The sequence below is a fragment of the Paenibacillus alkalitolerans genome (assembly GCF_016482785.1).
GTDB lineage: Bacteria > Bacillota > Bacilli > Paenibacillales > YIM-B00363 > Paenibacillus_AE > Paenibacillus_AE alkalitolerans.
Window position 1 is genome coordinate 152,068 of sequence record NZ_JAEMXM010000011.1, and the last position, 13,279, is coordinate 165,346.

The 13,279-nt window shown below is 53.8% G+C and carries 14 protein-coding genes; all 14 read left to right on the forward strand.

All coding sequences use genetic code 11. From position 1 onward, the window contains the following. The first annotated feature begins 20 nt into the window (after window positions 1-20). From flhA to JET16_RS17790, 14 genes are read left to right on the forward strand one after another with little or no spacing between them, the layout of a single operon-like run. Complete coding sequence (flhA, locus tag JET16_RS17725; RefSeq protein ID WP_199617987.1) at window positions 21-2,054, forward strand: flagellar biosynthesis protein FlhA; 2,034 nt, start codon at window positions 21-23, stop codon at window positions 2,052-2,054. Next, window positions 2,051-3,346, forward strand: a complete 1,296-nt coding sequence (flhF, locus tag JET16_RS17730) for a flagellar biosynthesis protein FlhF (protein ID WP_199617988.1) — start codon at window positions 2,051-2,053, stop codon at window positions 3,344-3,346. Before flhA ends, flhF begins: the two co-directional genes overlap by 4 nt. After that, a complete protein-coding gene (locus tag JET16_RS17735) occupies window positions 3,339-4,244 on the forward strand; it encodes a MinD/ParA family protein (protein ID WP_199617990.1) in 906 nt (301 codons plus the stop codon). Before flhF ends, JET16_RS17735 begins: the two co-directional genes overlap by 8 nt. 49 nt (window positions 4,245-4,293) lie before the next feature. Then, on the forward strand, window positions 4,294-5,397 hold the full coding sequence (locus JET16_RS17740) for a protein-glutamate methylesterase/protein-glutamine glutaminase (RefSeq protein ID WP_199617992.1): 1,104 nt from the start codon (window positions 4,294-4,296) through the stop codon (window positions 5,395-5,397). Between the two features lie 2 nt (window positions 5,398-5,399). Next, window positions 5,400-7,472, forward strand: a complete 2,073-nt coding sequence (locus tag JET16_RS17745; protein WP_199617994.1) for a chemotaxis protein CheW — start codon at window positions 5,400-5,402, stop codon at window positions 7,470-7,472. Window positions 7,473-7,507: 35 nt separating this feature from the next. Then, on the forward strand, window positions 7,508-7,978 hold the full coding sequence (locus tag JET16_RS17750) for a chemotaxis protein CheW (RefSeq protein WP_199617996.1): 471 nt from the start codon (window positions 7,508-7,510) through the stop codon (window positions 7,976-7,978). Further along, window positions 7,975-8,592 (forward strand): chemotaxis protein CheC, encoded by a 618-nt coding sequence (locus JET16_RS17755; RefSeq protein ID WP_199617998.1) that lies wholly within the window; start codon window positions 7,975-7,977, stop codon window positions 8,590-8,592. Before JET16_RS17750 ends, JET16_RS17755 begins: the two co-directional genes overlap by 4 nt. Beyond that, entirely contained in the window at window positions 8,589-9,086 is a 498-nt protein-coding gene (locus JET16_RS17760; RefSeq protein WP_199618000.1) for a chemotaxis protein CheD, read from the forward strand. Before JET16_RS17755 ends, JET16_RS17760 begins: the two co-directional genes overlap by 4 nt. Before the next feature lie 3 nt (window positions 9,087-9,089). Beyond that, the gene (locus tag JET16_RS17765) at window positions 9,090-9,476 is read left to right on the forward strand and encodes a hypothetical protein (protein ID WP_199618002.1); all 387 of its coding nucleotides are present in this window, start codon (window positions 9,090-9,092) and stop codon (window positions 9,474-9,476) included. Window positions 9,477-9,492: 16 nt separating this feature from the next. After that, window positions 9,493-10,284, forward strand: a complete 792-nt coding sequence (locus tag JET16_RS17770; RefSeq protein WP_199618004.1) for a FliA/WhiG family RNA polymerase sigma factor — start codon at window positions 9,493-9,495, stop codon at window positions 10,282-10,284. Window positions 10,285-10,312: 28 nt separating this feature from the next. Beyond that, window positions 10,313-11,725 carry a DUF342 domain-containing protein gene (locus JET16_RS17775; protein ID WP_199618006.1) on the forward strand — a complete coding sequence of 471 codons (1,413 nt, stop codon included), beginning with the start codon at window positions 10,313-10,315 and terminating at the stop codon, window positions 11,723-11,725. 55 nt (window positions 11,726-11,780) lie between these two features. Further along, entirely contained in the window at window positions 11,781-12,095 is a 315-nt protein-coding gene (locus JET16_RS17780) for a hypothetical protein (protein WP_199618008.1), read from the forward strand. Between the two features lie 25 nt (window positions 12,096-12,120). Continuing rightward, entirely contained in the window at window positions 12,121-12,684 is a 564-nt protein-coding gene (locus JET16_RS17785; RefSeq protein ID WP_199618010.1) for a DUF6115 domain-containing protein, read from the forward strand. Further along, window positions 12,671-13,144, forward strand: a complete 474-nt coding sequence (locus tag JET16_RS17790; protein ID WP_199618012.1) for a hypothetical protein — start codon at window positions 12,671-12,673, stop codon at window positions 13,142-13,144. The genes JET16_RS17785 and JET16_RS17790 overlap by 14 nt, the downstream gene beginning before the upstream one ends. Window positions 13,145-13,279 lie beyond the last annotated feature (135 nt).

Below are 13,279 nucleotides of genomic sequence, written 5' to 3' on the forward strand. Positions count from 1 at the left end.
AGAGAGAGGAGGGGAAGTAGATGAAGGCGAGTGACTTGGGCGTGTTAATAGGCATTATCGGCATCGTTCTCATGATGGTGGTGCCGATTCCGCCGCTTTTATTGGACTTTCTGTTAATTATCAATATCTCGCTTGCGCTCACGATGCTTCTTGTGGCAATGAACACGAAAGAAGCTCTCCAATTTTCTATATTCCCGACTCTCTTGCTCATTACGACTCTGTTTCGCTTGGGGCTGAACGTTTCGACGACGCGAAACATTTTGGCCGAGGGACATGCCGGAGAAGTCGTAAAGACGTTCGGCTCCTTCGTTGCGGCAGGAAATATCGCGGTCGGATTCGTCGTGTTCCTCATTCTTGTCATTGTGCAGTTCATCGTAATAACGAAAGGCTCCGAGCGCGTTGCGGAAGTCGGAGCGAGATTTACGCTCGACGCGATGCCGGGAAAGCAGATGAGTATCGACGCCGATCTCAATTCGGGATTGATCAACGAACAGCAAGCGAGGGAACGGCGAAAAAAAATCGAGCAGGAAGCGGACTTTTACGGAGCGATGGACGGCGCAAGCAAATTCGTCAAAGGCGACGCCATTGCATCCATCATCATTCTTATCATCAATCTGATCGGCGGTTTGATCATCGGCATGAGCATGAACGGGGAACCGTTCCAAGAAGCGATCCAGAAGTACTCGATATTGACGATCGGGGACGGGCTTGTCAGCCAAATTCCCGCGCTGCTCATATCGACGGCCGCCGGCCTCATTGTGACGCGCGCCGCATCGGAAGGAAACTTGGCGCATGACATCACGGGGCAAATATTTTCATACCCGCGTCTTCTTTACATCGTTGCCGGAACTTTGGCCGTGCTCGGCTTGTTCACGCCGATCGGTCCGATGCGGACGTTACCGGTAGCGGCGGTGCTGGCCGCAGCCGGTTTCCGGATGGATCGGGCGCTTATGAGAAAAGCGGCCAAGGAAGAGGAGCTTGTCGAAGAGCAGCAAATCGAAGAAGTTCGAAGCCCCGAAAGCGTCGTTACCTTGCTGCAGGTCGATCCGATCGAATTCGAGTTCGGATACGGTCTCATCCCGCTGGCGGACGCTCAACAAGGCGGCGACCTGCTGGACCGCATCATAATGATCCGCAGGCAATGCGCGCTTGAACTCGGCATCGTCGTTCCCGTTATCCGTATAAGGGACAACATCCAATTGCGGCCGAACGAATATGTGATCAAGATCAAAGCGAATCCGATTGCGCGAGGCGAATTGCTGCTGAATCATTATTTGGCGATGAGCCCCGGATTCGACGATGACAGCATTACCGGCATCGAAACGACGGAACCGGCATTCGGCTTGCCCGCATTATGGATTGACGAACAGACGAAGGAGCGGGCGGAATTATCCGGTTATACGGTCGTCGATCCGCCTTCGGTCGTCGCCACTCACTTGACGGAGACGATCAAACGCCACGCGCATGAATTGATAGGCCGTCAAGAGACGCGCGCGCTGATCGACAATTTGAAGGAATCGTATCCGGCGATCGTTGACGAATTGATTCCGAACGTGCTCTCGGTGGGGGATGTGCAGAAGGTTCTGTCAAAGCTGCTGAAAGAGAAAGTGTCTATACGGGATCTCGTCACCATATTTGAGACGCTCGCGGATTACGGAACCTATACGAAAGATCACGACATATTGACGGAATATGTAAGACAAAACCTGTCGCGCCAAATTACGCAGCAGTACGCGCCTGACGGGGACACGCTCCGCGTCGTAACGGTCGGCCCGACGCTCGAGAAGAAAATCGCCGAGGCGGTGACGACGTCCGAACACGGCAGTTATTTGGCCTTGGACCCCGCCAGCTCGCAGTCCGTTGTGCAGAAAATCGCGGAGCAAGCGTCCAAGCTCGTGCAAACGGGCAATACGCCGATCATTCTGACGTCGCCGACGATCCGGATGTACCTGAAGCAATTGCTCGAGCGGACGATGCAAGATATTACCGTGCTGTCGTACAGCGAGCTTGAACCGAACGTGGAAGTTCAAAGCGTAGGGGTGGTGAACGTATGAAGGTAAAGAGGTACGTCGTCGATACGATGCCGGATGCTTTGCAGAAAATCAGGAGCGAGCTCGGGAAAGACGCCGTAATCATTAATACGAAAGAGATTAGGGTAGGCGGCATTCTGGGGATGTTCTCCAAGAAAAAGATCGAAGTTATTGCGGCAGCCGACACGTTCCCGGAATCGAATCAGCCGGCTGTGCCTGTAGTCCGCCTCAGCGCAGGACCGGCGGCTTCCGCGGGCGCGCCGGTTGCACGCCAGCCTGCCGAGCCGGAGCAGCGGGCGGCTGTATCGATTTTGACGCCTCCTCCGAAACCGTCAGCCGGCGTCAAGCTTGAACGGGAGCCGGAAGCGGGACAGAGGAAAGAATCGATGCTGTCGTCCGTCCCGCTTCGCATGCCGTCCGCTTCATCCGAGAGAGAAGATGCTCTTCTAGAAGAGATGAAGCAGATGAAAGAGATGATGCGGAAACTCGCTGGCGCCGAATTTATGGCGGAAGCCGAGGCGCCGGTACCGGAAATGTTCGATCAGTTGAAACAACGGCTTGTAGAACAGGAGGTTCGCCCCGAGCTCGCACAGGCGCTCATTGAAGCGGCTGCGGCCGGACAGCCTCCGGACGAACGGACGGAAGCGGATTTGCGTAACCGGTTAAAGGACGAGCTCACGTCTCTGCTCGGAAGGCAGCCGGTGGAGCCTATTCGCACCGATACCCGGATCGCGCATTTCGTCGGTCCGACCGGGGTCGGCAAAACGACGACCATCGCCAAGCTGGCGGCCGAGCAAGTACTCAAATTTAAGAGAAGCGTAGGGTTCATCACATCCGATACGTACCGAATCGCCGCTGTAGAGCAGCTTCGGACGTACGCCAACATTTTGAACGTACCGCTGGAGGTTGTGTTCTCTCCGCTGGATTTGCCGAAGGCGTTTGAAAAGCTCGGCGATCGCGACATTATATTTATGGATACGGCCGGACGCAATTTTCGCAACGAAATGTACGTCTCCGAGCTCAATTCGCTTCTCAGGACGGAGGAGCGCCGCGAAACGTATCTGGTGCTTAGCTTGAGCATGAAGTACAAGGATATGCGCGCGATTACGGAAAATTTCTCCAAGTTCGGCCTTCACAAGGTGTTGTTTACGAAGGCGGACGAAACCGTAACGTTCGGATCGATCGTTAATTTGTTGTACGATTTTCCAATCTCGCTTTCATATATTACCGACGGTCAAAACGTGCCGGACGATATCCGGCCGGCGGATGAGAAACAGCTGGCCGAACGGCTGTTGGAGGAACCGCGAAATGAATGACCAAGCGCATGCATTGCGGAATTTGGTTCAACATCAAGAAAAAGTGTCCCCAGCCGACGGAACCGCTAAGAAGCAAGCGCAATCGAAAACACGAATTTTGACGGTGACAAGCGGTAAAGGCGGTGTCGGAAAATCGAATTTCACGTTAAATTTCGCTCTTGCTCTTCAAGAGCGCGGTTACCGGGTGCTCGTCTTTGATGCGGACATCGGCATGGCAAACATCGATGTGTTGATGGGCGCTTCCCCTCAATATAATTTGTACCATTTGCTGAAGAGGGAAAAGTCGATCTTCGATATCGTCCATCAAGGCGCGAACGGGCTGCAGTTTATTGCCGGAGGGTCGGGATTCAGCGATCTGTTGTCATTATCCGCAGAAGAATTGAACTACTTCTCGGAACAGGTGAATTCGCTGAACGGGTCGGTGGACTTCATTCTGTTCGATACGGGCGCCGGCTTGTCCAAAGAAACGTTAAAATTTATTGCGGCCGCGGAACAGACCGTTGTCGTCACAACGCCGGAACCGACTTCGATCACCGATGCTTATGCGATTATTAAGATGGTCCATTCAATGGAGCCCGACGTCCGCTTCCAGCTCGTTGTCAACCGGGTAACCGACGCAAGGGAAGGCAAGCAGACCGCGGACAAAATCAGCATGGTCGCAAAGCAGTTCCTGCAAGTGGATATCCCGACGCTCGGGTACGTTCCCGACGACGCGAACGTTTCGAAAGCGGTAAAGAAACAAGTTCCTTTCTCCGTTATGTTTCCGGAAACCCCGGCCACCTACGGAGTGAAAGAAATAGCAGCCAGGTTCATCTCCTCTAAGCCGCTTGCGGACGATGATGCCGGCGGCGGGGGCGTGAAGCGTTTCCTTCATCGGATGCTGAACTTCCTGAAATAACGATCAAACAACGCCGGCAAGGTAAGGAAATTCCCGAGGAGGTGCGTTCATGCCGCCTTATCGAGTGTTGGTGGTAGACGACTCCGCTTTCATGAGAAAGTTTATAACCGACTTGATAGCGGAAGATTCGAGATTTACGGTGGTCGCGGCTGTGCGCAACGGCCGGGAAGCCGTTGAAAGCGTGATGCGGCTTCGGCCGGACGCCGTTACGCTGGATGTGGAGATGCCGGAAATGAACGGGTTGGAAGCGTTGGACGCCATTATGCGGGATCATCCGACACCGGTCATCATGTTAAGCACTCTTACGAAGCAAGGCGCGTCACAGACGATGAGGGCGCTGGAAATCGGCGCATTCGATTTCGTTCAGAAACCGTCGGGATCCATCTCTTTGGATTTGCATCTCGTGAAGGAGGACTTACTGGAAAAGCTGCACGCCGCCGCTGCAAGCGGCTCGGCTGCCGCAAGACGGACAGTCCTCCCGCAGCGCGCCATGCGTGCGGACGCCGGGAAGCCGCCGGATAAAACCGTCGCTCGCAGGCCGGGCGGTATGGGAGAACCGACGGCAAGACGGGGGTTGGTAGCGATCGGAACGTCGACAGGCGGACCGAAGGCGCTCCAGCTCGTGCTGACTCAGCTCCCGTCGGACTACCCGTTCCCGATTGCAATCGTTCAGCATATGCCGCCCGGATTTACGAAATCGCTCGCACAGCGGTTGGATTCTCTTTGCGAGATTCAAGTTCGGGAGGCGGAGGACGGGATGCGGCTTGAACCCGGCACCGCTTACATCGCTCCAGGCGGCCGGCACATGAAGGTGGTGCGGGAGATGGAGCGGTTGACGATCAGGCTGTCCGGCGAGCCGCTGCGAAACGGCCACCGGCCGTCGGTGGATGTGTTGTTTGAATCGATCGCGCCGCTTGCCGAGTTTGAGCGAACGGCCGTGATCATGACCGGCATGGGCAGCGACGGCGCGCGCGCAATGAAGCTGCTCCGCGACAGCGGCGTGACAAATACGATCGCCGAAGATCAAAGCACATGCGTTGTATATGGTATGCCGCGCGCGGCGGTGGAGATGGGATGCGCGAAAGCCGTCGTCCCGCTGGACCGGATACCGGACCGGCTGCTCAAAGCCGCGAATGATTTCGAGGAGGTGTGAGAGTGGAAACTAATCAGTACTTGTCAATGTTTATCGATGAATCGCGTGAACATCTGCAGGCGATGAACGATAACATGCTTGCCCTTGAGAGTGCTCCCGACAATATCGGCATCGTACAAAATATGTTCCGTTCCGCCCATACGCTCAAAGGGATGTCCGCTACGATGGGGTATGAGGATATCGCTTCTCTTACGCATGAGATGGAGAATGTGCTGGACGCCGTCCGTAACAGGAAATTATCGATGGACGAACATATTTTTGACGTTATCTTTCAAAGCTTGGATGCTTTGGAGGCGATGGTCGGCGATATTGTCGAAGGCGGTTCGGGGAAGGCCGACGTCGCGTCAATCGTCGCGGATTTGAAACGGATCGTATCCGGACAATATATGTCCGGCAACGGCACTGGCGCGTTGCAGGCACCGGGACAGGCGGCAGCGTCATCGTCAGGCGCGTCGGAAAGCGGCATCGCTCTCGACGAGTTCCAGCTGTCCGTCATACGGCAATCGATGGAGTCGGGACATCAAGGATATTTCCTTCAAGTTCGAATCCGAAAGGATTGTATCTTAAAAGCGGTTCGCGCATATATGGTGTTCAACACGTTGGAGAGCATCGGAGAAATCATCCGGTCGAATCCGTCCGTTGAAGACATAGAGGCCGATAAATTCGACTTTCATTTCTCATTGATATACATAACCAAGGCCGGCCAAGAGGAAATCAGCGCCGCCGTCTCCGGTGTCTCCGAAGTAGAGAGCGTTGCGGTAATGCTCCTTGACGCCGGTTCATTGCAGGAGCTTGCTCAAAGCGAGCGAACGGGACCGGTCGCCGACGCAAAACCGAAATCCGTCCAAGAGTCGGGAGAAGCCGCAGCGCGCAAACCGTCCGCCCCATCTTCGTCCGCCGCCGGAAAGAATGCCGCCGCACAAGCTTCGCGAACGATCCGCGTCGATATCGACCGGTTGGATGCGTTAATGAACCTGTTCAGCGAACTGCTCATCGACCGGGTGCGATTGGAGCAGCTGGCAAGCGAAATCAAACGCGGCGAATTGACCGAAACGGTCGAGCATATGAGCCGCGTAGGCGCCGACTTGCAAAACATCGTGATGAAGCTTCGCATGACGCCGATCGACTCCGTGTTTAACCGGTTTCCGCGAATGGTGCGGGACCTTGCCAAGACGCTGGACAAGAAAGTGGATTTCGTCATTACAGGGGCAGAGACCGAATTGGACCGCACCGTGATCGACGAGATCGGCGACCCGCTTGTTCACCTGCTGCGCAACTCCATCGACCATGGAGTCGAACCGGTTGCCGACAGGTTGAAATCCGGTAAGCCCGAGACGGGGACCGTCCATCTGCGGGCGTTCCATAGCGGCAACCATGTTTTCATCGAGATCGAAGACGACGGCAAAGGCATTAACCGTACGGTCATTCTCAATAAAGCCGTGAATAACGGGATCATTACGGCCGATGATGGAGAACGGATGACAGATGAGGAAGTGTATCAGCTTCTGTTCGCATCCGGCTTTAGCACGGCAGAGGTCATTTCGGACATATCCGGCCGCGGCGTCGGTTTGGACGTGGTCAAGTCGAAGATCGTGTCGCTTGGCGGAAACGTGCAAGTGACGTCGCAGTTAGGCGCCGGCACCAAATTCTCGATTCAACTGCCGCTCACCTTATCCATAATATCGGCGATGATGGTGAAGCTCGGTTCCGAAAAGTATGCGATCCCGCTATCCAGCATTGTGGAGACGGCCATCGTCACTCCTGAAATGACGCGAAGCGTTCACGGTATGAAAATGTTCAGCTTCCGCAATTCGGTCATTCCGCTTGTAAGTTTAAGCCGTCTGCTGGACGTCACCGGTTACAGCGAAGAAGGAGAGCAGGAGACGGAAGTCGTCATCATTCGCAAAGGCGACAAAATGGCGGCATTGATGGTGGACGAATTGATCGGCCAACAAGAGATCGTCCTTAAAACTCTCGGGAAATATTTATCGAAAGTGTTCGCGGTTTCCGGAGCAACCATCTTGGGAGACGGCCAAGTCGCGTTAATTCTCGACCCGAACGCCATCATTAAATAAAGACAATAACATTTTGAAGCAGGGAGGATTGTCCTATGGGCGCAGAGTTGAAGGTTATTGTGTTCTCGTTAGGCTCGGAGGAGTACGGTATCGAGGTGGAGCATGTGAAAACGATCGAACGCATGCTGCCGTTGACCCGGGTTCCGAAAACGCCGGATTTCGTTAAAGGCGTCGTCAATTTGCGCGGTGTCGTCGTCCCTGTCATACACCTTGCCGGACGGTTCGGATTGCCCGAATCCGAAATCTCCGAAAATACGAGGATCGTTATGATATCCGCGGGAGATATGGATATCGGGTTTATCGTAGACGGCGCGAACGACGTGACCGATATCGATTCGGACACGATTGAAGCTCCTCCGGAAATTGTCGGCGGCGTCCGCGCGAAATATTTGCGCGGCGTAGCCCGTGTCGGACAAGACCGGCTGCTGGTGCTGCTGAATTTGACCGAAGTATTGAATAAGAGCGAATTATTACAACTAGAGCAAATAGGGACGGAATCACATTGAGCCATATCGGTCGACTCGGAGACTACCAATTGGATGTATTGAAAGAAGTAGGCAACATTGGCGCGGGGCACGCGGCAACCGCATTGTCAAGCTTGCTTCAAAAGCCGGTGGATATGCTGATACCTCGCGTCAATTTCGTGCCTTTCGATGAAATTGCGGACCGGGTCGGCGGATCGGAGGCGGTCGTTGTCGCCGTCTTCCTCCGGGTGGAGGGCGATGCGCCGGGAAATATGTTTTTTATCGTTACCGCCGAATCCGCAAGGCGGCTTCTTTCCAGAGTATCGCCCAACGGCAGTTCCGGGGACTCGATGTTTTCCGAGATGGAAATATCGGCGCTTTCGGAAATCGGCAATATTCTCGCCGGCTCGTATTTATCTTCTTTGGGAGACTTTACGAGATTGCGAATGTCCCCAAGCGTTCCGTCGCTCGCCGTCGATATGGCCGGCGCGATACTTGCGTACGGTCTGCTGCAATACGGTCAGATGGGAGATCATGCGCTGTTGATTGAAACCGCATTTCTCGAAGACGGCGACCAAGTCGACGGAAATTTCTTTCTCATCCCGGACCCCGAATCTTACGCTATTATCTTTCGCGCCTTAGGGGTGGCCGAATGAATTGCAATACCGTTATAAAAGTGGGCATGGCGGACCTCAACGTCGCGCGCCAAGGGCATTGCTTGCGGACGACCGGTTTGGGCTCCTGTGTCGGGGTCACCTTATTCGATCCCGTGGCGAAAGTCGCCGGCATGGCCCATGTGATGCTCCCCTATTCGGAAATCGCCCGCGAAGGGAACATCAATATTGCGAAGTATGCGGATACCGCAATACCGGAGATGGTTCGATTGTTATTGGCGCAAGGCGCGAAAATGTCCAGACTGGAGGCGAAGCTTGCCGGAGGCGCCCAGATGTTCATGTTCACCTCCGCCGGCGGCGACACGTTGAGGATCGGACCGCGCAACGTAGAATCCTGTAAGTTCAGTCTGAAACAGCTTAACATTCCTGTGAAGGCGGAAGATACGGGCGGGAACTATGGACGAACGATCGAGTTTCAATGCGATACAGGAAAGCTGTATATACGCAGCGTTCAATACGGAGATAAGGAATTGTAGTCTATGATCGGAACGATTCTTTGGAACATTATCGCCGGTTTATCGGGCGCCGCACTCATATTTCTTTTATCGTTCTCGGGCAATCCGCTTTCTACGGCCGGTTTCCGTGCGATGTACAGCTTTTTCATCCTGTTTGCCGTAACTTTCGCGGTCCGATGGCTGCTGTATCTTGCCGCTAACGGCGAAAGGAAAGCTTCCGGCTCCGAAGCGCAAGCTTCCGCCGGAGAGCGGCACGAAGACACCGCAGCAGGCGGCACCATCGATTTGTCGACTCCGGATGACGATCTCCAAGCAAGCTTCTCTGCGCTGGATCCTCCAAAGCTTGCAAGTGTGAATAAGCTCGACCCGGAGCATCTTGCGAAAGCCGTAAGGCATATGTCGGAAAAGTAAGGACGGTGTTACGAACGTGGAACTTTCCTCCTCCGCATCCGTGTCGAATGAAACGTCGCCGCTTTGGCGCCGATGGAAAGAAGACGGCGATCCCGAAGCGAAGAAGCGGATCATTGAGATATATACGGGATTGGTCGATTTCGTTACTTCCCGGCTGGCTATCGGTTTGCCGAGAAGTGTAGCGAAAGAAGATTTAACCAGCTATGGTATAATGGGGTTAATCGACGCCGTTGAAAAGTTTGATTACCAAAGAGGTCTGCAATTCGAAACGTATGCGTCTTGGCGCATTAGAGGCAGTATTATTGACGGCATGAGGCAGGCGGATTGGGTTCCGCGTTCCGTACGCGAAAAGGCGAAGCGCATAGAGGACGCCTACCAGAAGTTAGAGCAGCAATATTTGCGTTCCGTGACCGATTCGGAAATAAGCTCATATTTGAATGTGCCGGAACAAGATTTTCATCATATGGTTCAAGAGGTTTCCGTAACGTCCATCTGTTCTTTGGAAGATCCGATTCGGGAAGAAGAAACGGAAACGAGAGCTTCGCTGCTCGTCGACGATCGCGCGGTTAAACCGGAAGAGAGCGTCAGGAATATTTTCGTGAAAGAAAGTTTGGCTAAAGCGATCGAAAAGCTTACGGACAAGGAGCGAACGGTTATATCGTTATTTTATTACGAAGAATTGTCCTTAAGCGAAATTGCAGAGGTAATGTCGCTCTCACCTTCCAGAATCTCGCAGTTGCATTCCAAGGCGATATTGCGGCTCCGCGGAAGCTTAGGCCGAAACAAGCATTACTTGATGCAAGAGTAATGCTTGAGACTGAAGGGAGAGTTGGGTTATGACAGCCGAATATGCCGGATCGCCCGAATCGTCGGTTGCGTTATCGTTGTCGGAAGATAAGATGTCAGCCTATCTTCAAGTGATGGAAGCCGATGACAATACGCGATTTTCCGTTGAAGGCTTGGAGAGGCTGCTGAAAGCCAACGGAATCGTGTTCGGCCTCATTTCTGAAGTTTTAGCGAATTTGGCGGGCGCACCGAAATCTTTTTTTGCTTCTAATGTAAAAGTCGCGCAAGGAAAGCCGCCGCAAAACGGAGAAAACGGATCGATCCGCTTCTTATTCGATTTGGACAACGAAGATTCCGGACCGGCGGTCATGGAAGACGGCAAAGTGGATTACCGGGAAATCAGGCGGTTGAATAACGTATCGAAGGGTCAGCTCATTGCCGAAAGATTGCCGGCAACGAAAGGCGTTCCCGGAATGAACGTGCTCGGGGAAACGGTGATGGCGAAGGACGGGAAAGAGGCAAGATTCGCTCTTGGCAAAAACGTCGTAACCGATCCCGAGCGCAGCCGGCTATATGCGGTCATCGACGGCCTCATCACGTTGACGGAACGCAATAAAATCAACGTATTTCCCGTGTACGAAGTGAACGGCGACGTTGATTATCACACCGGAAATATCGATTTTATCGGCACGGTCGTTATTCGCGGCAACGTGTTGACCGGGTTTCGCGTCAAAGCGGCCGGAGACATACGCGTTACCGGAGGTGTTGAGGGGGCCGAATTGGAGGCTGAAGGCTCGATCGATATAAGCGCCGGCATTATGGCCGCGAACAAAGGGCGCGTCAAGGCCGGCCGCAATGTGAAGAGTTCATTTATTCAGGAGGGTATTATTGCAGCAGGCGAAGACGTGATCGTCAGCCAAAGCATTATGCATTCCCAAGTGAGCGCGGGAAGAAGCGTAATATGCAAAGGCGCCAAAGGATTGATCGTCGGAGGGCTCATACAAGCGGGAGAAAAAATCGAAGTCCGCACGGTGGGCAACACGATGTCGACTCCGACCGCACTTGAAGTCGGCGTGGCGCCGGAGCTGCGCAACGAATTGACCCAGCTCAGGCAATCGATCAAAACGATTGCGGAAAATATCGAAAAGACGGATAAAGCGTTGATCATTTTGGACGGTCTGGCCGCATCGGGATCGCTAACCCCCGAAAAGCTCGAGATGCGGACGAAATTATCGCATACGAAACGGAACGCGAATGAGGAGCTGGCGGCCGCAAAGGAGCGAGTTTGGGAAATCGAAGCCGCGCTGGACAACATCGAGAAGGCGCATGTGAATGTCGTCGGCACTGTGTACGCCGGTTCGAAGGTCGTGATCGGAAGATATACACGCTTCGTGAAAGATTCGACGACTCGCGTTTCCTTTCGGCTTTCGGACGGGGACATATCGCTCGTATCGCATTTCTAGCACCCACATTTCACCGGTCTGTTCCCGCATACTGTAATTATGGGAGGGATGACGGATGAGCTTGAAGTCCATCGAAATGCAAATCGCGGTTCCGCGCACGAATGAGGCTTCGAACGTACAAAATCAATTTCACCAGAAGCCGATGCATGACCAATCGGCGCTTGCCGAACATGCAGTGAAACGAGCGGAAGCCGAAAGGCAAAGGAGCGGCGAAGTGGAGGAATCGGCGTTCCTAAACGTGAAAGGCGACGGTTTCAAAGGAGGCGGCGGCCAACCGGGCTCGGGGAAGCGCAACAAACAACCGCCGAAAAACAAAGCCGTTCCTCAGGCGCACCCGTACAAAGGAAAGCACATCGATATTTCACTTTAATACAGACAGGTCAGGTGAACGAAGGTTGGAAGCGTGGGTCGTCATAGTTCTGCTCGGCGTCGTCATTTTGCTGTATGCGTTCTTGCTTCCGAAGGCGGCTCCGCGAAAAATGGCCGGAGAAGAAGTGCTGGATACCGTTGAGGGTACGCTCCAGCAATTCGTCGAGGAGATGGAACAGGAAAACAGGGAATTTGCCCAAATGGTCGCAGAGATGAAGCGGGAGCACGAACGAAAAACATCCACGCTGCTTGACCGGATCGAGTTTCTGGAACGAAGGACGGCCATGTTGACGGAGCCGCCGGTACAACAAACAACAAATTCGGCACTGCTTGCTTCGCCGCCCGCATCGGCGCCGCAGCCGGTGCAGGCGGAAGCGGCGGAACGCGTATCGGAGCAGGTTACTACCGGAGAGCAGCTCGCCCGGCCGGCAGCCGACACGGTCAGGTCGCGTTACAAAGAAATTTTCGGTCTTTACGACAACGGAAAATCGATTGAATATATTGCGAAAAAACTTGGAACGAATAAAGGCGAAGTGCAATTGATTATCCAATTGGCCAAGCGGGAGGAGCAAGCCGATGCTTCGAAATAGAACGTATCTGTTCGGTCTCGGCACCGGTTTAATCGCAGCCGCGCTTGTGCTTCAGCTTGTGTTCGAAGCGGAGAAAGTATCCTTTCGCGACACGGACGAACCGGAAACGCCGATCGGTATAGAACAAGTGCAAGAAGCGGCAGCAAAGCTCGGATATGAAGTGTACAAACGGGACGAGCCGGTATATACGTCCGATGAGGTGGAACAACGGGTGCAGGACGCGCTGAAGAAGGAATCCGCCGAAAAGAAGCAGTCGTATGCGTTCAGCATCGGTCCCGGAACGGATGTCTCTTCGATCGCTCATATGCTGGTTGAGATGGGGCTTGTCGGCGATTGGCGCCTATTTGTGGATGAAATCGAGAAACGGAGTCTCGCGGACAGCGTGCAGGCCAGGTACTATATATTTGAAGAAAAACCGGATATGAAAAGCCTTATAGCAGAATTAACCAGTCCGCGGTAATTGTTGCGCAATCGATTTGAATTGTGGTATATTAGTTGTCGGTGTGAAAAAACACACGCCTGTTCAATTTCCGGGAGGGTGCTGCCGTATACATGCGTCAGTCTTTCGGAAAGCCGCGAACGGGCGGAGGAAAAA